The organism is Stenotrophomonas sp. 05N37, assembly GCF_056397365.1.
Map to the genome: position 1 here is coordinate 635,028 of NZ_JBFTNG010000002.1, position 25,130 is coordinate 660,157.

The 25,130-nt window shown below is 67.3% G+C and carries 18 protein-coding genes and 2 tRNA genes; 18 read left to right on the forward strand and 2 right to left on the reverse strand.

All coding sequences use genetic code 11. The annotated features are described in order from the left end of the window. The first annotated feature begins 178 nt into the window (after positions 1-178). The 9 genes from AC1DGC_RS09485 to AC1DGC_RS09525 all read left to right on the forward strand — a co-directional run bounded on the left by AC1DGC_RS09485 (position 179) and on the right by AC1DGC_RS09525 (position 12,343). Positions 179-3,367, forward strand: coding sequence for a TonB-dependent receptor (locus AC1DGC_RS09485; RefSeq protein ID WP_259204369.1), 3,189 nt, complete (start codon positions 179-181; stop codon positions 3,365-3,367). A 281-nt stretch (positions 3,368-3,648) separates the two neighbouring features. Beyond that, the gene (ppnN, locus tag AC1DGC_RS09490; protein ID WP_478047721.1) at positions 3,649-5,037 is read left to right on the forward strand and encodes a nucleotide 5'-monophosphate nucleosidase PpnN; all 1,389 of its coding nucleotides are present in this window, start codon (positions 3,649-3,651) and stop codon (positions 5,035-5,037) included. A 194-nt stretch (positions 5,038-5,231) separates the two neighbouring features. Beyond that, on the forward strand, positions 5,232-5,747 hold the full coding sequence (locus AC1DGC_RS09495) for a GspH/FimT family pseudopilin (protein ID WP_478047722.1): 516 nt from the start codon (positions 5,232-5,234) through the stop codon (positions 5,745-5,747). Further along, positions 5,744-6,241 carry a type IV pilus modification protein PilV gene (gene pilV / locus AC1DGC_RS09500; protein ID WP_259204378.1) on the forward strand — a complete coding sequence of 166 codons (498 nt, stop codon included), beginning with the start codon at positions 5,744-5,746 and terminating at the stop codon, positions 6,239-6,241. Before AC1DGC_RS09495 ends, pilV begins: the two co-directional genes overlap by 4 nt. Continuing rightward, positions 6,238-7,410 carry a PilW family protein gene (locus AC1DGC_RS09505; RefSeq protein WP_478047723.1) on the forward strand — a complete coding sequence of 391 codons (1,173 nt, stop codon included), beginning with the start codon at positions 6,238-6,240 and terminating at the stop codon, positions 7,408-7,410. Before pilV ends, AC1DGC_RS09505 begins: the two co-directional genes overlap by 4 nt. Before the next feature lie 3 nt (positions 7,411-7,413). Continuing rightward, positions 7,414-7,932, forward strand: a complete 519-nt coding sequence (locus tag AC1DGC_RS09510; protein WP_259204386.1) for a pilus assembly PilX family protein — start codon at positions 7,414-7,416, stop codon at positions 7,930-7,932. 11 nt (positions 7,933-7,943) lie between these two features. Then, a complete protein-coding gene (locus tag AC1DGC_RS09515; protein ID WP_478047724.1) occupies positions 7,944-11,744 on the forward strand; it encodes a pilus assembly protein in 3,801 nt (1,266 codons plus the stop codon). Between the two features lie 18 nt (positions 11,745-11,762). Next, positions 11,763-12,185, forward strand: a complete 423-nt coding sequence (locus AC1DGC_RS09520; protein WP_394164674.1) for a type IV pilin protein — start codon at positions 11,763-11,765, stop codon at positions 12,183-12,185. An 81-nt stretch (positions 12,186-12,266) separates the two neighbouring features. Then, positions 12,267-12,343 (forward strand) — tRNA-Asn (locus AC1DGC_RS09525). A gap of 66 nt (positions 12,344-12,409) precedes the next feature. On the opposite strand, the gene AC1DGC_RS09530 is transcribed toward AC1DGC_RS09525, so the two are convergent. Beyond that, positions 12,410-12,961 carry a GspH/FimT family protein gene (locus AC1DGC_RS09530; protein WP_478047725.1) on the reverse strand — a complete coding sequence of 184 codons (552 nt, stop codon included), beginning with the start codon at positions 12,959-12,961 and terminating at the stop codon, positions 12,410-12,412. Positions 12,962-13,111: 150 nt separating this feature from the next. Here AC1DGC_RS09530 and uvrB point away from each other — a divergent pair, with 150 nt between their 5' ends. The 3 genes from uvrB to AC1DGC_RS09545 all read left to right on the forward strand — a co-directional run bounded on the left by uvrB (position 13,112) and on the right by AC1DGC_RS09545 (position 16,151). After that, positions 13,112-15,136: an excinuclease ABC subunit UvrB gene (gene uvrB, locus AC1DGC_RS09535; protein WP_478047726.1), complete on the forward strand. Its 2,025-nt coding sequence runs from the start codon at positions 13,112-13,114 to the stop codon at positions 15,134-15,136. Positions 15,137-15,244: 108 nt separating this feature from the next. Further along, a tRNA-Val gene (locus AC1DGC_RS09540) sits at positions 15,245-15,319 on the forward strand. Between the two features lie 361 nt (positions 15,320-15,680). Continuing rightward, positions 15,681-16,151 (forward strand): hypothetical protein, encoded by a 471-nt coding sequence (locus AC1DGC_RS09545; protein ID WP_259204409.1) that lies wholly within the window; start codon positions 15,681-15,683, stop codon positions 16,149-16,151. Here AC1DGC_RS09545 and AC1DGC_RS09550 read toward each other — a convergent pair. Continuing rightward, the gene (locus tag AC1DGC_RS09550; RefSeq protein WP_394164672.1) at positions 16,094-17,686 is read right to left on the reverse strand and encodes an MASE1 domain-containing protein; all 1,593 of its coding nucleotides are present in this window, start codon (positions 17,684-17,686) and stop codon (positions 16,094-16,096) included. The genes AC1DGC_RS09545 and AC1DGC_RS09550 overlap by 58 nt on opposite strands. 313 nt (positions 17,687-17,999) lie before the next feature. Between AC1DGC_RS09550 and AC1DGC_RS09555 the strand changes: the two genes are divergently transcribed. Genes AC1DGC_RS09555 through kdsB form a run of 6 tightly spaced genes read left to right on the forward strand, consistent with a single transcriptional unit; the run spans position 18,000 to position 25,081 of the window. Beyond that, a complete protein-coding gene (locus AC1DGC_RS09555) occupies positions 18,000-20,387 on the forward strand; it encodes a DNA internalization-related competence protein ComEC/Rec2 (RefSeq protein ID WP_478047727.1) in 2,388 nt (795 codons plus the stop codon). 3 nt (positions 20,388-20,390) lie between these two features. Continuing rightward, positions 20,391-21,062 carry a MotA/TolQ/ExbB proton channel family protein gene (locus AC1DGC_RS09560; RefSeq protein WP_259204428.1) on the forward strand — a complete coding sequence of 224 codons (672 nt, stop codon included), beginning with the start codon at positions 20,391-20,393 and terminating at the stop codon, positions 21,060-21,062. A gap of 3 nt (positions 21,063-21,065) precedes the next feature. Further along, positions 21,066-21,488 carry an ExbD/TolR family protein gene (locus AC1DGC_RS09565; protein ID WP_259204440.1) on the forward strand — a complete coding sequence of 141 codons (423 nt, stop codon included), beginning with the start codon at positions 21,066-21,068 and terminating at the stop codon, positions 21,486-21,488. Continuing rightward, positions 21,485-23,233 (forward strand): lipid A export permease/ATP-binding protein MsbA, encoded by a 1,749-nt coding sequence (gene msbA / locus AC1DGC_RS09570; RefSeq protein WP_478047728.1) that lies wholly within the window; start codon positions 21,485-21,487, stop codon positions 23,231-23,233. Before AC1DGC_RS09565 ends, msbA begins: the two co-directional genes overlap by 4 nt. Then, on the forward strand, positions 23,233-24,255 hold the full coding sequence (gene lpxK / locus AC1DGC_RS09575) for a tetraacyldisaccharide 4'-kinase (protein ID WP_478047729.1): 1,023 nt from the start codon (positions 23,233-23,235) through the stop codon (positions 24,253-24,255). The genes msbA and lpxK overlap by 1 nt, the downstream gene beginning before the upstream one ends. Positions 24,256-24,307: 52 nt before the next feature. Then, complete coding sequence (kdsB, locus tag AC1DGC_RS09580) at positions 24,308-25,081, forward strand: 3-deoxy-manno-octulosonate cytidylyltransferase (protein WP_478047730.1); 774 nt, start codon at positions 24,308-24,310, stop codon at positions 25,079-25,081. Positions 25,082-25,130: the final 49 nt, after the last annotated feature.

A 25,130-nucleotide genomic window follows, 5' to 3' on the forward strand; every position in this document is an offset into this window, starting at 1 on the left:
CCAGCGCTACCGTGTTAATCTAGTGTTAACCGTTGCGGCTGAAACCAGCCCTCGGCTAGGGAACCCAGATAAAAGTCCAGTCAGCCGCCAGCAAGGCTGCTTGGGCGCGTTTTTTTCTCCGCCATCGCCAATCTCGCATCGAGGCTACTCCCCAATGACCCACTCACGTTGTCTCCGGATGTCCAAGCTCACCCTTGGTCTCGTGGCCGCACTTGCTGCCGCTCCCGCCTTCGCCCAGAGCACCTCTGCCGGTGTCGGCGGTCAGGTCACGTCCGCCTCAGGTTCGCCTGTTGCCGGTGCCGAAGTCACCATCACGCACACCGAGTCGGGCACGGTCAGCCGTGCGACCACCGATGCGGCGGGTCGTTACAACGCGCGCGGCCTGCGCGTGGGTGGTCCGTACACCATCACCATCACCAAGTCCGGTGAAGGCACCAAGACCGAAGACGGCGTGTACCTGGGCGTCAACCAGACCGGTACCGTCAACGCCGCCCTGACCGGCGACCTGGCCGCGACCAACCTGGACGCCGTGCAGGTGGTTGCCGTCGCCGCCGGCTCGGAAGTGTTCAGCGCCACCAAGATGGGCTCGGGCACCAACATCAGCCAGCAGCAGATCGAAGTTGCCCCGTCCATCGGCGGCAACATCCAGGATCTGATGCGCCTGGATCCGCGCGTCACCTTCATCGACCGCGCCTCGGGCTCGATCTCGGCCGGTGGCCAGAACCCGCGCTTCAACTCGATCAGCATCGACGGCGTCTCGGCCAGCGACACCTTCGGCCTGGAAGGCAACAACATGCCGACCCGCCGCCAGCCGGTCGCCATGGAAGCCATCGAAGCACTGGACATCAACCTGTCCAACTACGACGTCAGCATCGCGGCCGCCGCCGGTGCCACCGTCAACGCGGTGACCAAGTCCGGTACCAACGAATTCCACGGCTCGGTGTACGGCACCTACCGTGACGGCGACTGGTTCGGCGACAACCCGGAAGGCAAGCCGTTCAACGGCTTCACCAAGGAAGAAACCTACGGCATGACCGTGGGCGGCCCGATCGTGAAGGACAAGCTGTTCTTCTTCGCCAACTACGAAAAGTTCAAGCAGGCCGCCCCGGGCGCCGACATCAGCGGCACCGCGCTGGGCAAGGCCAACCCGCAGTTCACCCTGGCCGACGTGACCCGTGCGCAGCAGATCGCGCAGGGCTACGGCATCAACGCCGGCGGCCTGGAAAGCAACGGCGATACGGAGATGGAAGAGTACGCGCTGAAGCTGGACTGGAACATCAGCGACAACCACCGTGCCAACATCCGTTACAGCAAGATCGACCAGAGCAAGCTGCGCATCAACGGCATGTCCACCAGCACGGCCTCGCTGAGCTCGTACTGGTACCAGCACGACAAGACCAACGAGAGCTACGTCGCCCAGCTGTTCAGCGACTGGTCGGACAACTTCTCCACCGAACTGAAGGCCTCGTACCGCGAGTACTCTGCGATCCGTAACGTCTCCACCGACGCGCCGAGCATCCGCATCTTCTTCCAGGGCACCCAGGCTTCGCCGACCGGCGATTCGCTGTACCTCGGTACCGAAGTCAACTCGCAGGACAACATCCTCGAGACCAAGGCGTGGAACTACTACGCTGCCGGCACCTGGACCCTGGGTGACCACGACGTCAAGTTCGGTGCGTCGTACGACACCAACGACATCTACAACTACTTCGGCGCCAACTCGTGGGGCGCGTACACCTTCTACGGCCTGGACAATTTCGCTGCCGGCCGCTGGAGCAGCTACAACTACAACCCGGAACGCAGCCCGGGTTCGATTCCGGCTGACTACAAGTTCAGCAACCTGGCCCTGTTCGTGCAGGACACCTGGTATGTCAACAACAACCTGACCCTGACCCTGGGCCTGCGTGCGGACCGTGCCGATACCTCCCCGGCGCCGACGTACAACGCGACGGCGTCGCAGTTCTTCGGCCTCGACAACAGCGATGTGCTGAGCAACAAGTTCCTGATCCAGCCGCGCGCCGGGTTCAACTACACCTTCGACACCGATCGCCCGACCCAGCTGCGCGGCGGCGTGGGCCTGTTCCAGGGTGATGCCCCGCAGGTGTGGCTGAGCAACAGCTACTCGACGACCGGCTTCAACAACTCGGTCTACACCTACACCGCCTACAACGCGGCGCTGCCGTTCAACCCGAACAAGGATAGCCAGCCGGTTCCCAACACCGCAGGCTCCAACCGGCAGAACGTGAACTTCGTCAGCAGCGACTTCAACATGCCGTCGGTGTACAAGGCCAACCTGGCCCTGGATCACGAGACCCCGTGGTACGGCATCGTGGCCTCGGCCGAGCTGCTGGTCACCAAGGTCAAGGACGCCCTGTACTACAAGAACCTGAACCTGGGCCCGGTGCAGTATCAGGGTCCGGACGGCCGTGACATGTACTACTCCACTGGCAGCACCGGTTCGGCCTGGGCCACGGGCAATGCCCGCGCTGGACGCAACCAGGCTTACGACGCCGTGTACGAGATTGCGAACACCGACAAGGGTCGCACCTCGCAGTTCACGGTCTCGCTGACCAAGCCGTGGGATGCCGCCAGCGACTGGTCGTGGAACATCGGCTACACCTACACGGACGCGACCGAAGTGGGCTCGCTGACCAGCTCCACCGCCAGCTCGGGCTGGGGTTACCAGTACGCCTTCAACGCCAACGACAACATCGAGAACACCTCGCGCTACCAGATCCGCGACCGCCTGTCGGGTGGTCTGAACTGGAAGCACAAGTTCTTCGGTGACTACGAAACCAAGATCGGTCTGGTGTACGAAGGCCGCAGCGGCCGTCCGTACAGCTACGTCTACGTGAACGATGCAAACGGCGACAACCGTTCCGCGAACGACCTGTTCTACGTGCCGACCGGCCCGGGCGATGTGCTGTTCGGCAACCTGGTGGGCAGCAACTTCACCCCGGATGCGGCGATGGAGAAGTCGTTCTACGAATGGCTGGCCAACAACCCGCAGCTGGCCAAGTACGCAGGCAGCTATGCGCCGGCCAACCAGTTCCGTACCGGCTGGATCAACACCTTCGACATCCGTGTCAGCCAGCAGCTGCCGGGCTTCATGAAGGGTCACAAGTCGGAGATCTGGCTGGATATCCAGAACGTCGGCAACATGATCAACAAGGACTGGGGCAACATCTACGACTACGGCTTCTTCGCCGATGCGCGTGTGGCCACCCTGCAGGGCATCAAGGACGGCAAGTACGTGTACAACTTCCGTGGCGCGGACCTGCCGGCAGTGGCCAACAATGACGCCGACGGCTTCGACGTCGGTGTCTCGCAGTGGTCGGTGCAGCTGGGCTTCCGCTACCAGTTCTGATGAACTGACGTAGAGGAAATGGAAAAAGAACGGCCGGGGAAACCCGGCCGTTTCCGTTTGTCGGGGCGGATGGCCCCGGCAGGGCAGGGCAGGACGGCCTTCTTGCTGCCTGCCGCCAGTTCCTGTACTCTCAATCGGTTGCGCGCAAACACGCGCACCGCAGCGCCCGAAACGGCCCGCTGCCGCTGAAACATATCCAACGGCCGGGTTTCCTGGCCGTTTTGCTTTTTAAGGGGGCAGCGGTACAGTCGGAAACCTTGAGGAAAGCAGAAAAAATGGAAATGAAGATCACCGAAACCCCGGCGCGGACGCTGCCGGTGCAGGACGCGCGGATCTACCCGCGCGGTGGCCTGGATGTGTTGTCGCGTGCCGAAGTGGCGCGCCTGCGCGACGCCTCCGGCGGCGGCATGCACGAGCTGCTGCGCCGCTGCGCGCTGGCCGTGCTGACCAGTGGCAGTGCGTCCGACGATCCGCGCGCGGCGCGCGATCTGTACCCCGATTTCGACATCCAGGTGGCGCAGCAGGATCGCGGCGTCCGCATCGACCTGGTCAATGCGCCAGCGATGGCCTTCGTCGATGGCGAGATCATCCGCGGCGTGGCCGAGCTGCTGTTCGCCGTGGTCCGTGACCTGGCCTACATGGCCATCGAAATGGGCCCGGCCTACGCGGCCGAGCTGGAGTCTTCCGAAGGCATCACCAATGCGGTGTTCGGGCTGCTGCGCAATGCGCGCATCCTCAACCCGGGCGACCCGAACCTGGTGGTGTGCTGGGGCGGCCATTCGATCGGCCGCGACGAATACCTGTATACCAAGCAGGTCGGCTACGAGCTGGGCCTGCGTGGCCTGGATATCTGCACCGGCTGTGGCCCGGGCGCGATGAAGGGCCCGATGAAGGGCGCCACCATCGCCCATGCCAAGCAGCGCAAGCACGTCACCCGCTACATCGGCCTGACCGAGCCGGGCATCATCGCCGCCGAGTCGCCCAACCCGATCGTCAACCACCTGGTGATCATGCCGGACATCGAGAAGCGTCTCGAAGCGTTCGTGCGGATCGGCCACGGCATCATCGTGTTCGCCGGCGGCGTGGGCACCGCCGAAGAGATCCTGTACCTGCTCGGCATCCTGCTGCGCGAGGAAAACAAGGACCTGCCGTTCCCGTTGATCCTGACCGGCCCGACCGTGGCCGCACCGTACTTCGAGCAGATCGACCGCTTCATCCGCTTGACCCTGGGTGATGCGGCCGCCGAGCGCTACGAGATCATCATCGGCGACCCGGTCGCCGTGGCGCGGCGCATGTCCGCCGGTATCAAGCGCGTGCGCGAGCATCGCCTGGAGCAGAAGGACTCGTTCTTCTTCAACTGGTCGATCGAGATTCCGTGGGAGTACCAGCAGCCGTTCGTGCCCACCCATGAGGCGATGGCTGCGCTGGACCTGCACCACGGGCGCCCGCCGCACGCCCTGGCCGCCGACCTGCGCCGCGCGTTCTCCGGCATCGTGGCCGGCAACGTCAAGGAAGACGGCATGCGCCGCATCGAGCAGTTCGGCCCGTTCGAGATCCACGGCGACGCCGACATGATGCAGGCCCTGGACGAACTGCTGCGCGCCTTCGTCGAGCAGCGCCGGATGAAGATTTCCGGCGAGTACCAGCCCTGCTACAAGGTCTTGGCCTGACCGGCGACGGGCTGGCCCGGCCCGGCTGACCGGGTCGGGCGAGGGCGGGGTGGGGAGCCCCGCCGTCCGGGATCCGCCGTCCGCCCGTCAACGCATTGACGCCCGTCGCCCCCGGGCGACCGTTCGTCCTGCCGCCGCTTGCCGCCGGGCGGCGGGTCGTTCATCTTCTGTGTCATCACGCTGGGGAGCGTTCCATGTCTTTACGCCGATCCAAGGGTTTTACGCTCGTCGAACTGATGATCACCCTCATCGTCTTTTCGGTGCTGGCGGCCATCGCCTATCCGAGCTTCCAGAACTCGATCCGCAACAACCGCCTCAGCACCACCAACAACGAGGTCCTCGGCCTGCTGTCGCTGGCGCGCAGCGAGGGGATCCGCAATAACACCGGTGGCGGCGTCTGCGGCAGCACCGATGGCACGGCCTGCGACGGCAGTTGGACCGACGGCATGATGGCCTGGGCCGACAGCAACGGCGACGGTGAGTTCGGCGCGGGCGACACCGTCCTGCGCTTCGGTCAGGGCAACCCGCAACTGCAGGTCGGCAGCCCCGATCCGGACGTCATCGCCTTTGACCCGCGTGGCCGTCGTCGCGCCGCCAGCGACCAGTCGATCACCCTGACGCCCACCGAATGCAAAACCGGCGAGTCCACCCGCACCCTGACCGTGACCCTGTCCGGGCAGGTGCGCTCCACCAACGGAACCTGCACATGAAGCGCCGCTCCGGATTCCATGGTCGCCGCGGCAGCGGCGGCTTCAGCCTGCTGGAAGTATTGATCGCACTGCTGGTGCTGGCCTTCGGCCTGCTCGGCTTCGCCTTGCTGCAGACCATGAACGTGCGCTTCGTGCAGAGCTCGGGCCAGCGCACCCAGGCCACCAACCTGGCCTCGGACCTGATCGAGATGATGCGCGTGCAGCGCACCGACACCCTCAACGATGGCGACTACGGCGCGGCGTCCTTTGCCGTCGGCGACGTGGACGTCACCGCCGCACCCTGTGCATGGCCGGTGGGCGCGGGTACCACCGCCACCTCCAGCAATGTGGCGCGCTGGCAGTGCCAGGTGGTCAAGACGCTGGGCGACAAGGCCAGTGCCGATGTCAGCGTCGTCGATGGCCTGGTCACCGTCGGGATCGGCTGGGGCGATGAACGCTGGGATGCCGACAACGCCGACAGCACCACCACCTTTACCCTGGTCACCCGCCTATGAGCCGCTCGTCGTTCAATGCTGGTCGCCACGCCGCCGGCCTTTCGCTGATCGAAATGATGATCGCCATGGTCATCAGCCTGATCCTCATGCTCGGCGTCGTGCAGATCTTCATGGCCTCGCGCGCGGCCTCGCGGCTGTCCGAGGGCGCCGCGCGCACCCAGGAAAACGCGCGTTTCGCGCTGGACTTCCTCGAGCGCGACATCCGCATGGCCGGGCACATGGGCTGCGTCAACGACCAGGCCCACGTCATCAAGGACGGCGACAGCATCAAGGTCCACGTGGCCGGGATCACCAGCGGCGACGGTAGCCCGCTGGACTTCTCCGTGCCGATCCAGGGCTACGAGGCCGACGGCACCGCCCCCGGTGACGCGCTCACCATCGGCGGTACCTGGGCCGCGGCGGGCAGCACCCCGGACGGGATCAGTGGCCTGTCGCCTGCGCCGATCGGGGGCAGCGACATCCTGGTCATGCGCTACCTGGCGGCCGAAGGCTCGCCGGTGTTGAACATCGTCAACGGCACCGACTCCACCGTCACCATCGCCTCCGACGCCGCCGCGCGCCTGTCGGCCGGTGCGGCGACCACGCCGTCGGTGTTCGCGGTCTCCGACTGCAGCCGGGTGGATATCTTCTCCGGCACCCTGGACGGCAACACCATCACCGCCAATGCCACCTCGCTGGTCAACTACGCCTCCAACAACGCGGTGACGATGGTCTACCGCGCCGAGTCGCTGGTGTACTACGTGGCCATGAACACGGCCAATGAGCCGTCCCTGTACCGTGCCCGCGCCAACGGTGACGGCGAGTTCGAACAGGGCGAGGAAATGGTCGAGGGCATCGAGAGCCTGCAGTTCGTGTACGGCCTGGATGCCGAGTCGGCGATCAGCAGCAGCGCGCCGCCCACCGGGGTGATCGATGTGCAGCGTGTGGCCTCGGAAGTGAGCACCGCCGCCGACGCCACCGCCGTGGCGGAATGGCGCCGCGTCGGCATGGTGCAGCTGGGCATCCTGGTGCGCAGCCCGCAACCGGCCTCGGCCGAGCAGGCCAACGTGGACGTGGCCCAGCTGGGCGTGCTCGGGGTGGCCTTCAATCCACCCCAGACCAATGACCGCCGCTACCGCGCCTCGTACGAGGTGTCGGTGGCCCTGCGCAACCGCCTGTTCGGGAACTGAGCCATGAACGCTTCCGCCCTTCGTCGGTTCTCCCCGCCCGCCCGCCAGCGCGGCGCAGTGCTGTACATCGCCCTGATGCTGCTGATCCTGCTCTCGCTGCTCGGCATCGTCGGCATGCAGGTCGCCAGCATGCAGGAGCGCATGTCCTCCAACTACCGCGCGGTCAACGTTGCCTTCCAGGCCAGCGAGCGCTCGGTGCGGGACACCGAACGCTCGATCGAAGAGATCGACAACAATGCCGGTGACGGCGGCGACCTCAATCCCGCCGACATCCAGCGCCTCTGCGACGACGGCTATGACCCGACCCGCTGGGTGGGCGAACAGGCCCTCGCCGACGCGCCGGCGGTCAACGTGCGCCGGATCGAAACCTGCATCCAGGGGGAGGCTGCGCTGGAAATGGGCCAGCCCGAAAGCGAAGAGCCGACCCGCGTCTACCAGATCACGTCCTTCGCGTCCGACCGCGACGACAACAACAACGATGGCACCAGCTCGGCTGCCATCGACACCGTATTCAAGCTCTGAGGAACGCCATCATGCTCACCCGGAAGACCAAGATCGTCACTGGCTCGGGCCTGCTGCTGGTGGCAGGCGCAGGCTGGCTGGCCTATTCGCTGTTCGCCGCGCAGGCGCAGGGCACGTTGTCGCAGATTCCAATGAACGTGAAGGTGTCGGCTACCCCGTCCTTCATCATGGCCGTGGATGACTCCGGCTCGATGACCTTCCAGACCCAGTTCCCGGGGCAGGACGGTACCGCGTGCTGGAGCAGCACGCGGGAGAGCTTCTTCACCGCCAACGGTGCGCTGAACACGCCGGATACCATCAAGAACAGCAGTGGCTCGACGCAGGGTGAGTGCAGTTATTTCTACGTAGCGCCCGGTCCGCGCATCGGCATGACCTACTTCGGCCTGCCGGCACTGGATGCCTATGGATTCGCGCGATCGGCCGCCTACAACCCGACCTATTTCGACCCCTCGGTGAAGTACGAGCCATGGCTGGGCGTGTTCACGACCGGTGGCAGGGAGACCATTGCCTCTTATGGTAACGCGGCGACGGGCAAGACCAAGATCGACCCTCGGCAGACCGCGACGCTGGATCTGACGGCCAAGTATCTGAGTTCCACCGCGACCGATGCGGTGCGCATGCAGAACGGAATGAAGATTCCGGCCGGCACGCAGTACTACCCGATCACGGTGAATGGCAATCGCTACACGGTTGGCAATCTCAACACCAACAGGAACGGCGTCACCTGGAACAGCGGTTCCGCCTATGCGCTGGTCGAGTACACCCCGTCGACGTTCTACATGCCCTGGACGGGCGCCAACGACCCGCGCCCGGCGATGGCGGGCGATGCGACTGTCTACAGCGGCGTGACCCGCGAGAAGATCAACGACGCATGTGGCACCAATTGCCACATGTGGAAGTACACGATCGCCAGCGGCAACACGGCGGCCTTGCAGAACTTCGCGAACTGGTTCTCGTACTACGGCAACCGCAACCGCGCCATGATCGCCGGCATGACCCGCGCCATGGACGTGAACAACATGTACGTGGGCTACTTCAAGATCAACGACAACGGCTCCTACGACAGCTCCACCGACAGCGGCAAGCGGCTGGCGATCCAGAACATGGGCACGCCGGCAGACAAGATCGCGCTCTACAAGAAGATGATCGCGCTGACCGCCAGCGGTGGCACGCCCAATCGCCAGGCGGTGAATGCCGCCGGCCTGCAGTTCCAGCGCACCGACGCAAACGCACCGGTACGCCTGTCCTGCCAGAAGAACGCGGTGATGCTGTTCACCGACGGCTACAGCAACAATGATGGTCCGACCGTGGGCAACATCGATGGCGCGATGACCGCGCCCTTCAAGGACAGCTACAGCAACACGATGGCCGATATCGTGTCGCAGTACTACCTCAACCCACTGCGTACCGACGACAACATGCCACGCGGCCAGGTGCCGGTCCCGCAGGCCTGCGGCACGGGCAACACCGATCTGTCGCTGGATTGCAACAAAGACCTGCATATCAACTTCTACGGCATCACCCTGGGTGCGCGTGGCAATCTGTACGACCCCAACAATCCGCAGAATCCGTACACCACGCCGGCGATCTACAACAACTGGCCGTCGCGGCAGAATGACAACCGCAGTACGGTCGACGACATCTGGCACGCGGCCACCAATACCCGCGGCGAGTACATCAACGCACGCACGCCGGCCGACATCACCGCGGCCATGCGCCGGGTGCTGTCGTCGGTGACCGCCGGCGCGGCCCCGTCCGGCAGCCTGGCACTGACCGGCTCGCGCATCGGTACCGGCACGCTGTCGGTCACCCCGACCTTCGAGGTCGCCAACCAGGAGACCGACTGGTTCAGCCGCCTGACCGCCTCGACGCTGACGGTCAACGATGACACCCGCGTCGCCGAGTACACCACGGCGTGGGAAGCGGCGGCCAAGATGGGGACGCAGACGGCCCGCAACATCGTCGCGACCAAGGGCGAAAACGCGGTCAACTTCACCAACAGCAATATCGCCTTCAACGACCTGTGCACCAAGCCCGGTAACCTGTACCCGGACATGGTGCTGTGCAGCGGTGCGGAGATCGAAGGGCTGGGCGGTGACATCGCCACCGCGATGGCCTACCTGCGCGGCGACCGCTCGCGCGAAGTCGGCAAGACCAACGGCATCTACCGCTTCCGCAGCACGGTGCTGGGCGATATCGTCAACTCCAGCCCGGTGATCAGTTCGCCGCGCGACGACTACGGCTACCAGCGCATCAGCACCGACTTCGCCACCTCCTACGCCGAATACCTGGCCAGCAAGCGTGAGGACGGCCGTTACATGGTCTACGTGGGTGCCAACGACGGCATGCTGCATGCCTTCGATGGCGGGATGAGCGGCGATGGCACCACCGACGGGTCCGGGGGCACCGAGACCTTCGCCTATATTCCCGGCACCGCGCTCGGCCACATGGGCAACCTGCTGTACCCGTACAAGGCCGCCAACAAGAACGACCAGAAGTTCCGCCACCGCTACTACGTGGATGGTCCGATCACCGTGGCCGACGTGCAGTTGAGTGGCAGTTGGGCGACCGCGCTGGTGGGCACCGCGGGCGCCGGCGGCCGGGCCGTGTTCGGCCTGGACGTGACCACGCCGTCGACGTTCGGGACCACCAATCGCCTGTGGGAAATCAGTGACGTCAACACCCGGCTCGCGGACGACGTCCGTGCCAACATCGGCCATGTGCTGGGCAAGCCGGTCATCGTGCCGGTGAAGTCCGGCACCGACGTGGCCTGGAAGGCCATCTTCGGCAACGGCTACAACAGCGCCGACGGCAAGGCCGTGTTGTTCGTGGTCGACATGGCCGATGGTGCGGTCCGCATGATCACCGCCACCGAGGCCTCCAACACGGCGCCAGCCGGCACCAACGGCCTGGGCAACATCGTCGTCCTCGATCGCCTGCGCGCCAATCCGGCGGCCAATCCGCCGGTCGGCCAGGAGAGCGTGCGCGGGCGTGACGGACTCGCCGACACCGTGTACGCGGCCGACCAGCGCGGTGCACTGTGGAAGTTCGACCTGGAAGATTCCAGCAACAGCGTCACCGTGCCGGTGTTCACCACCGCGCGCCAGACCGACGGCAACAGCGGCCAGGTGTACCGCCAGCCGATCACCGGCGGCATGACCACCGTGACCGGTCCGGGTGGCGGGGTGATGCTGTTGTTCGGTACCGGCAGCTTCTCCTTCAGCAACGACCCGCAGGACACGGCGCAGCAGGCGCTCTATGGTGTCAACGACATCAGTGCCGGCCAGCCGACCAGCACCATCACGCCGTCCAACCTGGTCAGCTACACCGTCACCACCGATACCGGCGGCACCAAGCGTTCGGTCGAGGCGGCATCGTTCACCGGCGGCACCGCCTACGGCTGGACCGTGCTCCTGCCGGGCCTGGGCGAGCGCTTCGTCGGCAATCCCGCGGTGGCGGCCGGGGTGGTCTTCCTGCCAACCTACCTGCCCAACAACGGCGCGGAAGGCTGCTCCACGGAGGGCTCCAACTGGCTGTTCGGGCTCAATCCGGTCAGCGGCGTCGCCGCGCTGGACCAGGCCCGCGTCGGCTCGCCAGGCGGCGATCCGCACGGCAGCGGCACGGCGGCCACCAGCCTGAACACCGGCGGTACCGCACCGGTGAAGGACGTCAGTGTGGCCGTGGTGCCGCGACTGGCCGCCGGTGGCGGTCCCAACGACCGTGCCTGCTGGATGGTGGTCAACGTGGCCGGTGCAGAACCGATGTACCTGCCGTATCCGTGTGGTCGCCAATCCTGGCGCCAGATCCAATAACGCTGCGGAAGCCTGGACATGATGAACAACAGCAACACCCTACGGAACAAGGCCGGCAGCGCGGGTTTCACCCTGATCGAGTTGATGATCGTGGTGCTGGTCATCGCGGTCCTGGCGGCCGTGGCCTATCCGTCCTACCAGCAGCACGTGCTCAAGACCCGGCGTGGCGTGGTCAAGGCGGACATGGTCGAGTACGCGCAGCGTGCGGAGCGTTACCACTCGGTCAACAACACCTACGCCAACTTCGCGCTGCCGGTCGAGGTGTCGCCGCGCGAAGGGGGTGTGGTCCGCTACAACCTGGTGTTCGAGGGTGACGGGTCCAGTTTCTCGATCACCGCCACCCCCGACGGCGAGCAGGCCAAGGACAAGTGCGGCACCCTGAGCGTGGACCAGGCCAACCGCAAGACCAGCAGCACCGGCGAGCTGTCCGAGTGCTGGTAGGTCCGACGTAGCGGGGCAGGGCGGCAGGATGCGCGCAGGGTGTTGCCCTTCGGCAAAACCACCTTTACAATGCGCCTCCCCGCCCGAATAGCTCAGCCGGTTAGAGCACTTGACTGTTAATCAGGGGGTCGTTGGTTCGAGTCCAACTTCGGGCGCCAGATCTAAAAAAGCCGCGAGAAATCGCGGCTTTTTTGTTGTCCTCCAGCGGCGGCGCGGCGCGCGGTTCAGCGCGGACAGCCGCCGGGCGCATCGTGTACTTCCGAGCGCACGCGACCACTGTTGTTCAGCACCACCCGGCCCAGCAGCCGATCATCGCGGCAGATCCGCAGCGAGAGATTGGTGCCGTAGGCGCGCCCGTCGCGCAGATAACGCAGGCGACCGCGGCCGGCACTGCTGACGATCCGCCAGCCGGCCGGGGGCTGCCACCGCTGCTGGCGCAGGATGTCGCCGGCCGCCGCCGGCGTGGTCGCGCGCGGCCCCGCGACGTAGACGATCCAGCCATGTCCCCAGCTGTCGACATCGGTGCAGTGGCGTCCGTCCGCGCTGGCGCAGACACTGACCTCTTCGTGGCGCTGCAGGGCCGAGAGCCGTGCGAAGGCGAGGTCGGTGCTGAGCAGGTGGCGCGCGCTGGCAGCGCGCTGGCGGTCCAGCAACGCCCGCACATCGGGCAGGGCGACCGCGCACAGCAGCGCCAGGACCAGCAGCGTCACCATCGTTTCGATCAGGGTCCAGCCGTGCAGGCGGGGCGCCGCGGCACGCGGGGGTGGCAAGGGCATGGTCGCACCAGCAGGGGCCAGGACCCCCAGCCTGCAGCGGCGGCCCGCCCAGCCCTATCGGCGCGCGCCGCGCCCCCGGGTAGGCCAGCCCCTCAGCCAGCTGTCACCATGGCCCCCGGTATACTGGAGGGCCCGGGAATTGGCGGCACCATGAGCGATCGCTTCGAACTTGTCTCTCCGTATTCACCGGCCGGCGACCAGCCGGCGGCGATCGAGAAGCTCACGGCCAATTTCGAGGCCGGCATCGCCAAGCAGACGCTGCTGGGCGTGACCGGGTCGGGCAAGACCTACACCATCGCCAACGTCATCCAGCAGGTGCAGAAGCCGACGCTGATCATGGCGCCGAACAAGACCCTGGCCGCGCAGCTGTATGGCGAGTTCAAGTCGTTCTTCCCGCACAACGCGGTGGAGTACTTCGTCAGTTACTACGATTATTACCAGCCCGAAGCCTATGTGCCCTCGTCGGACACCTTCATCGAGAAGGACAGTTCGATCAACGAGCACATCGAGCAGATGCGGCTGGCCGCGACCAAGACCCTGCTGTCGCGCCCGGACGCGATCGTGGTGGCCACCGTCTCGGCGATCTATGGCCTGGGCGCGCCGGAAGATTACCTGTCGCTGCGCCTGATCCTGTCCACTGGCGAGCGCATCGACCAGCGCAACCTGATCAACCACCTCACCCAGCTGCAATACACGCGCAACGAGTACGAGCTGCATCGCGGCACGTTCCGCGTGCGCGGCGAGGTGATCGACGTGTTCCCGGCCGAGTCGGACAGCGAGGCGGTGCGCATCGAGCTGTTCGATGGCGAGGTCGAGCAGATCAGCATGTTCGATCCGCTGACCGGCGAGAGCCTGCGCAAGCTGATGCGCTACACGGTCTACCCCAAGACCCACTACGCCACCACCCGCGAGCGGGTGCTGGCCGCGGTGGAAACCATCAAGGCCGAGCTCAAGCCGCGGCTGGAGCAGCTGTACGAGCAGAACAAGCTGGTCGAAGCGCAGCGTCTGGCGCAGCGCACCCAGTTCGACCTGGAAATGATGGCCGAAGTGGGGTTCTGCAACGGCATCGAGAACTACTCACGGCACCTCACCGGCAAGGCGCCGGGCGAGCCGCCGCCGACCCTGTTCGACTACCTGCCCCCCGACGCGCTGCTGGTGATCGACGAATCGCACGTGACCATTCCGCAGATCGGCGCGATGTTCAAGGGCGACCGCTCGCGCAAGGAAACCCTGGTCGAGTTCGGTTTCCGCCTGCCATCGGCGCTGGACAACCGCCCGCTGCGCTTCGAGGAGTGGGAGGCGCGCTGCCCGCGCAGCATCTACGTGTCCGCAACCCCGGGCCCGTACGAGCTGCGCGAGGCCGGCGATGAGATCACCGAGTTGGTGGTGCGTCCGACCGGCCTGATCGATCCGGTCGTCGAGATCCGTCCGGTCGGTACCCAGGTCGATGACCTGATGAGCGAGGTCAACGAACGCATCAAGCTCGGCGACCGCGTGCTGGTCACCACGCTGACCAAGCGCATGGCCGAGAACCTCACCGAATACCTGACCGAGCACGGCATCCGCGTGCGTTACCTGCACTCGGACATCGACACCGTCGAGCGCGTGGAGATCATCCGCGACCTGCGCCTGGGCAAGTTCGACGTGCTGGTCGGCATCAACCTGCTGCGCGAAGGCCTGGACATGCCCGAGGTGTCGCTGGTGGCAATCCTGGATGCGGACAAGGAAGGCTTCCTGCGCTCCACCGGCTCGCTGATCCAGACCATCGGCCGCGCCGCGCGCAACCTGCGTGGCAAGGCGATCCTGTATGCGGACAAGATGACGCGGTCGATGCAGGCAGCGATCGACGAGACCGACCGCCGCCGTGCCAAGCAGGTCGAATACAACACCCTGCACGGCATCACGCCCAAGTCGGTCCTGCGTCCGATCACCGACGTGCTGGAAGGGGCGCGTTCGGAGGCGGCCGAAAAGGAGTCGCGCGGCAAGGGCAAGGGGCGGGGTGGCCGGGTGGCCGAGGAGGCGGTGGATTACCGGACCCTGGAACCGGCCCAGATCGCCAAGCGCCTGCAGGCGCTGGAGCAGAAGATGTACCAGCACGCGCGCGACCTGGAATTCGAGGACGCCGCCCACGTGCGCGACCAGATCCGGCAGCTGAAGGAGGCCAGCCTGGGCTGAACCGTTCGTTGTGAAATATCTTCACAAAAGTGTTGCGCTTCCCGGCGGACGTCCGTAATATACGCGGCCTGCCCCGACGCAATCGCAACCGGGCAGGGCAGTAAAAACGGGCGGTTAGCTCAGCGGTAGAGCACTACCTTGACATGGTAGGGGTCACAGGTTCGAACCCTGTACCGCCCACCACTTCGACCTCCAGCGAGGTGCGGGTGGAAACGAAGAAGGCCAGCCATCGTGCTGGCCTTTTTGTTTTTTCCGGGCCGCGCATGTCCGCCTGCGGCCGGCCCTGCGGTCTGGCCGGTATCGCGTTTTTCGCCGATCGCGACACTTTTGATCGATTCGTTTCGCATCGCCTCCGTCTGCTGCGGCGGCGGCAGATGCCTGCGTCCGTGCATCGATGCAGGCCAGGCCCGGGCGTGCCGGCGTCCGCGGGCACCCTCGACACGGGACCGCCCCCTGACCGGTGTGATAGCGTCTTCGCGCCGATGGAGGGAATGCCTTTGCATCGGAAAATGGATGGATAACCTGACCGTGGGAAGGAGACGAAATGGCGACGCTCAAAGGGCTGACGTTGATGATGGTCGTGGCAGGCGGGATGACGCTTGCCGGTACTGGCTCGATCCAGGAAGCACGCGCGGCCGGGCCGTGCTGCTCCTCTGATCCGCATGGCAGTCAGATCGCGGCAAAGGGTCTGGGTGAAACCGCGCCGCTGGCGCTCAACCTCAGCCAGGTATCGAACTGGCGTGCGTACGAGTTCAAGCGCGATGGCGTCTGGTATCTGCAGGTCAATGACCAGGCCGGCACGGTGCGGGCCATCGTCGGCAACATCGGCGATACGTTCTGGACGTTGCCCGGTGGCGTGGATGCAGACCGGGTTTCGTTGCCGGGCAGCAACCTGGCCATTCCGGCAGGCGCTGCGCGGGAAGTGGTGTACCGCAAGCCGCAGCTGTGGCTGGTGGCCTACAGCACGGCCGGTGGCGTGATCTGGTCCATCGAGGCGCCGGACGGTTCGCGGTAAGCCTGCGGCACGTCGACCAGCAACAGCCGGATACGGTTACGGCGGCAGCTCGCGCTGCCGCCGTAAGCCAGCGTGCGTCCCGCCAGGATCTGCTGTGCGCGCTGGACCGTCGCGGTACCCAGATGGCGCCTGCCGTCCAGCAGCGATACCGTCATCACGATCCCCGCCACGCCATTGCGCCGTCCGCAACGGGCGCGTACCTGCAGGTAGCCGGTTTCATTGTCCAGCAGCACGCCGACCGCGTCGGCCAGGCTGCGGTAGGCCGCCAGCTGCAAGCCCAGGCTGAGCTGGCACGGGTCGCCATCCAGTCGCGGCCGCGCGACCCGGTAGGTCAGTTCCCACAGCCCGGCCAGGCCGCCGGAACGCAGCGCGACGAACAGGCCCGAATACTCGATCTCGGTCGGATAGACCATGCTGATCTGCTCGCGGAACAGGCGCGACTGCGCCTGGCTTGCCGTGAGCATGTCCAGCGCCGAAGCATGCTCGCCCCGCTGCTTGAGCAGCGCTGCGGCGCGCAGGAACGACTGGTCGATGTCCTCGCCGATGAGCTTCATCTGCACGGCGCGTTCGCGGCGCTCCTGTTCGCTGGCCAGGTGACCGGTGCGCGCGAAGGACTCCGCCTGGCCGCGCAGCTTTTCGCGCGATGCGAAGCGGTGGTAATGATGGGAGATGGTGGAGCCCAGCATCAGCAACGCAGTGCCGGTCACGGCCAGAATCTGCTGGGCCACAAAGGCGGTAGCGTCGAATGAACCGGGCCGCCCGGTCATCTCCATGGTCAGCGCCAGGGTCAGGTTGACCGCGGCGAAACTCACCGCCGCCCCGCGCCAGCCATACAGGCAGGTCAGGGCCACGGCAGGCAGCATCATGGCGATACGCAGGCTGTTCTTGGCCAGCGCCATCTCGCCGGTATCGGGCAGGTGGGCCGCAAGCAGGCCCAGGGTGACGATCGCCGACAGGGCCGCCACCACGGCAATGCGCCAGCGCGGGGTGGCCGCGAACGACACGTGGCGATGCCGCCACAGCAGGGCGAGTGGCGCGAACATCAGGATGCCCAGATAGTCGCCCACCATGTAGCGCAGCACGCCCGTCCAGGAGACGGCCTCGTGCAGCGTGGGCATCAGCAGGTACGCCAGGCCCTGGTTGAGCGAGGAGACGACCAGCGCCGACAGGGCGGCCACCGACAGCAGCCACGCTTCGTTCTGCGCCAGCCTGTGCCGGTGCGCGTGCATGATCAGGGCCACCGCGGGCATCAGCACCGCCGAGGCGATCACGACCCAGGCAACGCCGTACGTACCGACCATCGGGACGCGTGCGTACGCAAAGTAGGCGTACTCGCCAAACACGAGATAGAGCCACCAGCGTGGCGGACACAGCAGCAGCGCCGCCACGCGGATGCCGGCGGGCAGGTACATCTGGTCGACCGATGAGCCGCGTGCCACGGCATAGGCGAGGGCGTAGGCGATCGCCAACAGCACCCCGGCCGGATGAATCCGCAGATTGAGGTGAAACTCCTTTTTCAACCAGCTCAACTGCACGGATACCTCCGTTTGCGTGGGTGGTGCATCCACCTCCACGCCGGATGCAGATCGGACACTATCGGCGAATGCACCGTGATGCAACGCTGTCGATGCGCCTTCACGCGACGTCGGTTGCAGTGGGTGTGCTCGGTGATTTGATCGGCATCACAGATTTTGTCCGATCCGGCGTGAGCAGCGGGTCGCCATCTGCCGACCCGGGGCGTGCGCGGGAAGCGCCCACCCGATGGCGGCGACGTCGCCGATGGCGTGGGTGAGGCGAGGCGCCGAGCATGCCCGTTCGTCCTGATGCAAGGAGGCGGACCGCGCGGCCATGGCCTGCATTGCTCCCCGTCCGATACACCCGCTGTTCGGCAAAGCCTGTGCCGCCGGGGCGGTGGTGGGGGCGTGCGCGGCCGCCTTCGCCCCCGTGCTTCCAGCGCCGTGGGTCGCGCTGCTGCTGATCGCCGCTGGCATGGCAGGCTGGGTCTGGCCGTGGCGCGGACGGTGCTGCGCCGTGCTGTTGCTGGGTGCGGGCCATGTCGTATTGCAGGGCGGTCTGGTGCTGGACCGGCAGCTGCCGGCCGGCCGCCCACCGGTGGACGTAATGCTGCGGGGCCGGGTGGTCAGCCTGCCGGAGCATCGCCCGGGCAGTACCCGCTTTACGCTCCGGATCGATACCACGCCGGCCATGCCGGCGGCGCTGCGGGGGCGGGACGTGTCGCTGGGCTGGTACGACCCGCCGCGAAGCGCCACCTCGGCGCGGCGGCAGGTGATGGCCGGCGCCCACTGGCAGTTCCAGGCGCGCCTGCGCGCCCCACGCGGCCTGCGCAATCCCGGCGGCTTCGACGCCGAGCAGCATGCGGTGCTGCACCGAGTGGCCGGCACCGGGCAGGTGCGCGCGCCCCACAGCGCGCGCCAGCTGCGTGCAGCGCATGGCCTGCCTGCGTGGCGCGAGCGCATGGCGACGGGCATCGCGACCCAGGTCGATGGCGACGGCGCACGCTTCATCCAGGCGCTGGCGCTGGGCGATACGCGAGGGCTGGCGCCGTCGGACTGGGACGCGTTGCGCGCGCTTGGCCTGACCCATCTTGTGGCGATCTCCGGCTTCCATGTCGGGCTGGTGGCCGGCTGCGCCGCGTGGCTGGGGGCCACGCTCTGGCGATGCTGGCCGGCCCTGGCGCGACGCTGGCCGCGCCCGTTGGCAGCCGCCACCGCCGCCGTCCTGGGGGCGGCCGTCTACGCTGGCGTGGCTGGTTTCGCCTTGCCCACGGTGCGCACCGTCCTGATGATCGCAGTGGTGGCCGGCGCGCACTGCGCCCGTCGCCCGTGCACGATCGGGCAAGCGCTGGCCCTGGCCGCGCTGGTCATGCTCGCGTTGGATCCACTGGCCGTGCTGGCGCCGGGATTCTGGCTCAGCTTTGGCGGGGTACTGTGGCTGGTCTGGTGCCTGCCCGGGCGCAGGCAACACTGGCTGCGGACCTTCCTGGCCGCCCAGGGGGTGGCCACCCTGGCGCTGTTGCCCTTGACGGTGGCGCTGTTCGGCCAGGCCTCGCGCGCCGGTCCGCTGGTCAACCTGCTGGCCATCCCGTGGTGGAGCCTGGTGGTGGTGCCGCTGGCGTTGCTGGGCACGGTGCTGGAGGCGCTGATGGACGGGGCGGGGCGCTGGCCGTGGCAGCTGGCAGCCTGGTGCTTCCAGGGCAGCTGGTGGTTGTTCGGGCACCTGGCGCAGGCACCTTGGGCGCTGTGGTGGCTGCCTCATGCCGGCGCCGGGGCACTGGCGGCGGCCCTGTGCGGCGTGGCCTGGCTGCTGTTGCCGCGCGGGGTGGCCGGCCGATTGCCCGCCGCGGTGCTGTGCCTGCCGTTGCTGTGGCCGGCGCAGCAGCGGCCGGGCGAGGGCGAGGTCGAGCTGCTGGTGATGGACGTCGGGCAGGGGCTGGCCATCTGGGTGCGGACCCGCTCCCATCGCCTGCTGTATGACGCCGGGCCTGCGACAGCCGGGCGATTCGATGCCGGTGAGCGGGTGGTGGTGCCGACCTTGCACGCACTGGGTGAGGACGGGTTGGACCGGATCCTGCTCAGCCACGGCGATGCCGACCATGCCGGCGGCGCGCCGGCGGTGCAGGCGGCGCTCGGTCACCCACCGCTGCATGCACCGCGCGGGGCGCTGGCCGGTATCGACGTGCCCTGTGCGGCGGGGCAGCGCTGGCAGTGGGACGGGGTGACGTTCAGCGTGCTGCATCCTGCCCCCGGGGCGCGCTACGCGGGCAACGAGAGCAGTTGCGTGCTGCGCATCGCCACGCCCCACGGTGCGATCCTGCTGACCGGCGACATCGGCCGGGGCAGCGAGCAGCGATTGCTGGCAGCGGACCGGCAGGCGCTGCGTGCGGCGCTGGTGGTGGTGCCCCACCACGGCAGCGCCGGCTCATCCAGCGCGGCGTGGGTGCGGGCGGCGTCGCCGCAGTTGGCGCTGGTGTCGGCCGGGCACGGCAATTGCTTCGGGCATCCGCGCGCGGACGTGGTGGCGCGGTGGCAGGCGGCCGGCGCCGAGGTACTCAACACCGGCGACAGCGGCGCGCTGCGTGCCTGGCTGGGGCGTGAAGGCCTGCAGGTGCGTGAACAGCGGGTTTTTCAGCCGCGTTGGTGGGATGCCGCGGAGCGGAGCCGGTCGGCTGCTATTCTATCGGCGGTCAAACAGGCGGCCGATGGGCCGGAGGGTTGAAACGTGTGGGAACTGGTCAAGGCCGGTGGCTGGCCGATGGTGCCGCTGCTGCTGTTGGGCGTACTGGCTTTGGCGATCGTCCTGGAGCGTTTCTGGACCTTGCGGCGTAACGAAGTCCTGCCTCCCGGGCTGGGCCAGGAAGTGCGCAACTGGGCCGCGCGCGGCAAGCTCGATCCCAGCCACATCCAGTCGCTGCGGGCCAACTCGCCGCTGGGCGCGCTGCTGGCGGTCGCCCTCGAAGCGCGCAATCGGCCGCGTGACCAGATCCGCGAGCGCATCGAGGATGCCGGTCGGCACCTGGTGCACCGCATGGAGCGCTTCCTGAACGCCCTGGGCACGATCGCCTCGGCCGGGCCGCTGCTGGGCCTGCTGGGCACGGTGGTCGGCATGATCCAGATGTTCCTGGGCATCCTCGACCACGGCGTGGGCGATGTGAACCAGCTCGCCGGCGGCATCGGCAAGGCGCTGGTCTGCACCGCCACCGGCATGATCGTGGCGATCCCGGCGCTGATGTTCCACCGCTATTTCAAGGGCCGTATCGGCGGCTATGTGATCGAGATGGAGCAGGAGGCCAGCGCACTGCTTGACGCGCTCGACGGTCGCCCCGGGGTGATGAACACCGGCGCCCGCGCGCCCGCTGCCGCGCCGGCGGCACCCGTCACGGCCAAGGGCTGACGGATGCGTATCCGCAATGACCGGGTCCAGGACGAGCCGCATATCGATCTGGTCCCCCTGATCGACGTGATCCTCGTGCTGATCATCTTCTTCGTGGTCACCACCACGTTCGACGCGCGCTCCACGCTGCAACTGCAGCTGCCGACCGCCAGCCAGCAGGAGAACAGCGAGCCGCCGCGGTCGCTGAGCGTGCTGGTCAACGCCGAGGGGCGCTACTTCATCAACGACCAGGAAGTGCTGCGCACCGACGTCGAAGCGGTCAAGCAGACCATCGCCGCCGTCGCCGGCAGCGACCGCGAGCAGACCGTGCTGCTGCGCGCCGATGCGCGCACCCCGTACCAGGCCGTTGTCACCGCCCAGGATGCCCTGGGCCAGCTCGGCTTCCGCCGCATCGCCATCGCTACCGCGCCGGAGGTGCGTCCATGAGTAAGAAACACGCGCCGGTCTGGCCGATCTACAAGCGCCTGCTGGGCTACACCAACGCCTACTGGGTGTTCATGGTGGCCGCGGTGATCGGCATGGTGGTCGAGGCGTTGGCCGGCTACCACTTCAGCAAGCTGATGGAGCCACTGGTCAACCGCGGCTTCGTCAACCCCGAGCCGCGCATGGCGGTGATCCTGCCGTTGACCATCCTGGGCCTGTTCGTGGCCCGCAGCGCGGCCACGTTCGTCAGTGATTACGCGCTGGCACGCACCGGCCGCAGCGTGGTCCGCGACCTGCGCGAGCAGGTGCTGGAAAAATACCTGCACCTGCCGTCCTCGCATTTCGACGCCGAGTCCACCCCGGTGATGGTCAGCCGGTTGAACTTCGACACCGAGCAGGTCACCCAGGCCAGTGCCGACGCGCTCAAGACCCTGGTCGCCGACACCCTGACCATCATCGCCATGCTGGTGGTGATGCTGCAGATGAGCGTCAAGGTGACCGTGGCGATGCTGGTGGTGGTGCCGCTGATCGGCGTCATCGTGTCGTTCGTGGGCAAGCGCTACCGGCGTATCAGCCGCGGCATCCAGGACGGCATGGGCAGCATGGCGCAGACTGCCGAGCAGTCGCTGGCCGCACAGCAGGAAGTGAAGGTCCACGGCACCCAGGCGCATGAAATCTCGCGCTACGCGCGCCTGGCCAATCGCATGCTCGGCCTGAACATGAAAGTGGAAACCACCCGTGCGGCGGCCTCCAGCGTGGTCCAGTTCCTGGCCGCGCTGGCGTTGGCGGTGATCGTGTGGGTCTCCACCCGCGAGGCCCTGGCCGGCCGCCTGAATGCCGGCCAGTTCATGGGCCTGATGATCTCGATGACCGCGATCATTCCCTCGCTGCGCCGCCTGACCAGCGTGCAGTCGTCCATCGCACGCGGCGTGTCTGCGGCCGAGCGCCTGTTCTCGATCCTGGACATGCCGGTCGAGCGCGACCAGGGCGTGCAGAAGATGGGCCGATCGCGTGGCGAACTCAGTTTCGAGCATGTGATGCTGCGGTATCGCGAAGATACCGGCGTGGCGCTGGATGACATCAGTTTCGTCGCCCGGCCCGGCACGGTGACTGCGATCGTCGGCCGCTCCGGCAGCGGCAAGACCAGCCTGATCCGGCTGGTGCCGCGCTTCTATGAGCCCAGCGGTGGCCGCATCACCCTCGATGGCGTGGCGCTGGACGACTACCCCTTGGCCGACCTGCGTCGCCAGGTGGCGATGGTCGGGCAGAAGGTGATCCTGTTCGACGATACCGTCGGCGCCAACATCGCCTACGGCATGGACGCCAGCGAGGAACAGATCCGCGCGGCAGCCGAGGCCGCCAACGCGTGGGAGTTCATCGAACGCATGCCGCAGCAGTTGCAGACGCCGGTCGGCGAAAACGGCGCGCTGCTGTCCGGCGGCCAGCGCCAGCGCCTGGCGATCGCCCGGGCGATCCTGCGCGACGCCCCGATCCTGATCCTGGACGAAGCCACCGCCGCGCTCGACAACGAGTCCGAACGGCTGGTCCAGGATGCGCTGCAACGGCTGATGCCCGAGCGCACCACGCTGGTGATCGCGCACCGCCTGTCGACCATCGAGCACGCGGACCAGGTGCTGGTGATGGACCACGGTCGCATCGTCGAGCGGGGCACCCACCAGGAGCTGCTGGCACTGGGCGGCCTGTACGAGCACCTGCACAAGATGCAGTTCCGCGAAAGGCAGCCTTGATGGCGGCCAACGGCACCTCCACGCCGTCGTACTGGTACGACGGCAGCGCGATCCCATTCGCGGCGCGCCTGCTGGCGCCGGTGTATGGCGCCGCGATCGCATTGCGTCGGCTGCTGTACCGGCGGCGCTGGCTGAAGCGGCATGCGTTGCCGGTGCCGGTGATCGTGGTCGGCAACGTCACCGCCGGTGGCACCGGCAAGACGCCGCTGACCATCGCCCTGGTCGATCGCCTGCGCGAGGCCGGCTGGAAGCCGGGCGTGGCCAGCCGCGGCTACGGTCGTGAGGAGCCGGGCGTGGCGCGCTGGGTGGAGGCAGGCACGTCCACCGCCCTCGGCGGCGACGAGCCGGTGCTGATCGCCTGGAAGACCGGCGTGCCGGTGCGCGTGGACGCCGACCGCGTGGCGGCCGGCAGGGCGCTGGTCGAGGCGGGGTGCGACATCATCGTCTGCGACGACGGCCTGCAGCATTATCGGCTGGCGCGCGACATCGAGATCGAAGTGGTGGACGCGCAGCGCCGCTACGGCAACGGCCGGATGATCCCGGCCGGGCCGCTGCGCGAACCCGCCAGCCGGGCCAACGACTGCGATTTCCGCGTGGTCAACCTGGGCCAGGCCAGCGATGGCGTGGGCGCGCAGCCGGCGTGCGGGTTTGGCGAGTGGGCGATGCAGCTGCGCATCGACAGTGCCCAGCCGCTCAGCGGGGGGCGGGCTCGCAGACTCGCGCACTTCCGCGGCCAGCGCGTGCATGCGGTGGCCGGCATCGCCCATCCGCAGCGCTTCTTCGACATGCTGCGCGCGCAAGGCATCGGCGTCGTACCGCACGCCTTCCCCGACCACCACGCCTACCAGCAGTCGGACCTGCGCTTCGGCAGCGAGCTGCCGGTGCTGATGACCGAGAAGGACGCGGTGAAGTGCAAGGTGTTCGCCAACGAATGGCATTTCGCCGTGCCGCTGGCCGCCGACCTGCCGGCCGCGTTCTGGATCAACCTGCTGGACCGGTTGGACAAACTCGGCAAGCGTTGATGGCCGCGCCAGCCCACCTGTATTTCCTGCTTCACTGCCGAGAGTTTTGCGCATGAGCCCATCCGTCGATTTCGTCGTCGCCATCCCGGCCCGTTTCGCGGCCTCGCGCCTGCCCGGCAAGCCGCTGCGCCTGCTCGGCGGTGAACCGCTGGTGCTGCGCGTCGCCCGGCGTGCGTTGCTGGCCGGGGCACGCGAGGTGTGGGTCGCCACCGATGACGTGCGCATCGCCGACGCCCTGCAGGGGCTGCAGAGCGTGCGCGTGGCGATGACCTCGGTCGACCACGCCTCGGGTACCGACCGCCTGGCCGAATGTGCCGCCCAGGCGGGCTGGAGCGACGACACCGTGGTGGTCAACCTGCAGGGCGACGAGCCCTTCGCGCCGGCCGAGGGCATCGTCGCGGTGGCCGAGGCGCTGGTCTGCAGCGGTGCGGAGATGTCTACCCTGGCCACGCCCGTGGACGACGCCGAGAGCCTGTTCGACCCGAACGTGGTCAAGGTGGTGCGCAAGCAGAACCTGGACGCGTTGTACTTCAGCCGGGCGCCGATCCCGTGGCACCGCGACGCCTTCGCGCGCTCGCGCGAGCAGTTGTCCGGGCCGCACTGGCTGCGCCATATCGGTATCTACGGCTATCGTGCCGGCTTCCTGCGCCAGTTTGCGGCGTTGCCGCCGGGCGCGCTGGAGCAGCTGGAGTCGCTGGAGCAGCTGCGCGCGCTGGAGGCGGGCCATCGGATCAGCGTGGCCCTGACCCCGGCCGCGTTCCCCCCGGGCATCGATACTCCCGAGGACCTGGCCCGCGCCGACGCCTGGCTGGCGGCGCAGTCCTGAGCCGGGGCAGGGGTCCGGATAGGCGATGACAATGCCCGCCGCGATTTTG

Bases quoted from the DNA above. Each gene is read 5' to 3' on its own strand.
- AC1DGC_RS09485 (WP_259204369.1), top strand. From the start codon at position 179: ATGTCCAAGCTCACCCTTGGTCTCGTGGCCGCACTTGCTGCCGCTCCC.
- ppnN (WP_478047721.1), top strand. From the start codon at position 3,649: ATGAAGATCACCGAAACCCCGGCGCGGACGCTGCCGGTGCAGGACGCG.
- AC1DGC_RS09495 (WP_478047722.1), top strand. From the start codon at position 5,232: ATGTCTTTACGCCGATCCAAGGGTTTTACGCTCGTCGAACTGATGATC.
- pilV (WP_259204378.1), top strand. From the start codon at position 5,744: ATGAAGCGCCGCTCCGGATTCCATGGTCGCCGCGGCAGCGGCGGCTTC.
- AC1DGC_RS09505 (WP_478047723.1), top strand. From the start codon at position 6,238: ATGAGCCGCTCGTCGTTCAATGCTGGTCGCCACGCCGCCGGCCTTTCG.
- AC1DGC_RS09510 (WP_259204386.1), top strand. From the start codon at position 7,414: ATGAACGCTTCCGCCCTTCGTCGGTTCTCCCCGCCCGCCCGCCAGCGC.
- AC1DGC_RS09515 (WP_478047724.1), top strand. From the start codon at position 7,944: ATGCTCACCCGGAAGACCAAGATCGTCACTGGCTCGGGCCTGCTGCTG.
- AC1DGC_RS09520 (WP_394164674.1), top strand. From the start codon at position 11,763: ATGATGAACAACAGCAACACCCTACGGAACAAGGCCGGCAGCGCGGGT.
- AC1DGC_RS09530 (WP_478047725.1), bottom strand. From the start codon at position 12,961: ATGCCCTTGCCACCCCCGCGTGCCGCGGCGCCCCGCCTGCACGGCTGG.
- uvrB (WP_478047726.1), top strand. From the start codon at position 13,112: ATGAGCGATCGCTTCGAACTTGTCTCTCCGTATTCACCGGCCGGCGAC.
- AC1DGC_RS09545 (WP_259204409.1), top strand. From the start codon at position 15,681: ATGGCGACGCTCAAAGGGCTGACGTTGATGATGGTCGTGGCAGGCGGG.
- AC1DGC_RS09555 (WP_478047727.1), top strand. From the start codon at position 18,000: ATGGCCTGCATTGCTCCCCGTCCGATACACCCGCTGTTCGGCAAAGCC.
- AC1DGC_RS09565 (WP_259204440.1), top strand. From the start codon at position 21,066: ATGCGTATCCGCAATGACCGGGTCCAGGACGAGCCGCATATCGATCTG.
- msbA (WP_478047728.1), top strand. From the start codon at position 21,485: ATGAGTAAGAAACACGCGCCGGTCTGGCCGATCTACAAGCGCCTGCTG.
- lpxK (WP_478047729.1), top strand. From the start codon at position 23,233: ATGGCGGCCAACGGCACCTCCACGCCGTCGTACTGGTACGACGGCAGC.
- kdsB (WP_478047730.1), top strand. From the start codon at position 24,308: ATGAGCCCATCCGTCGATTTCGTCGTCGCCATCCCGGCCCGTTTCGCG.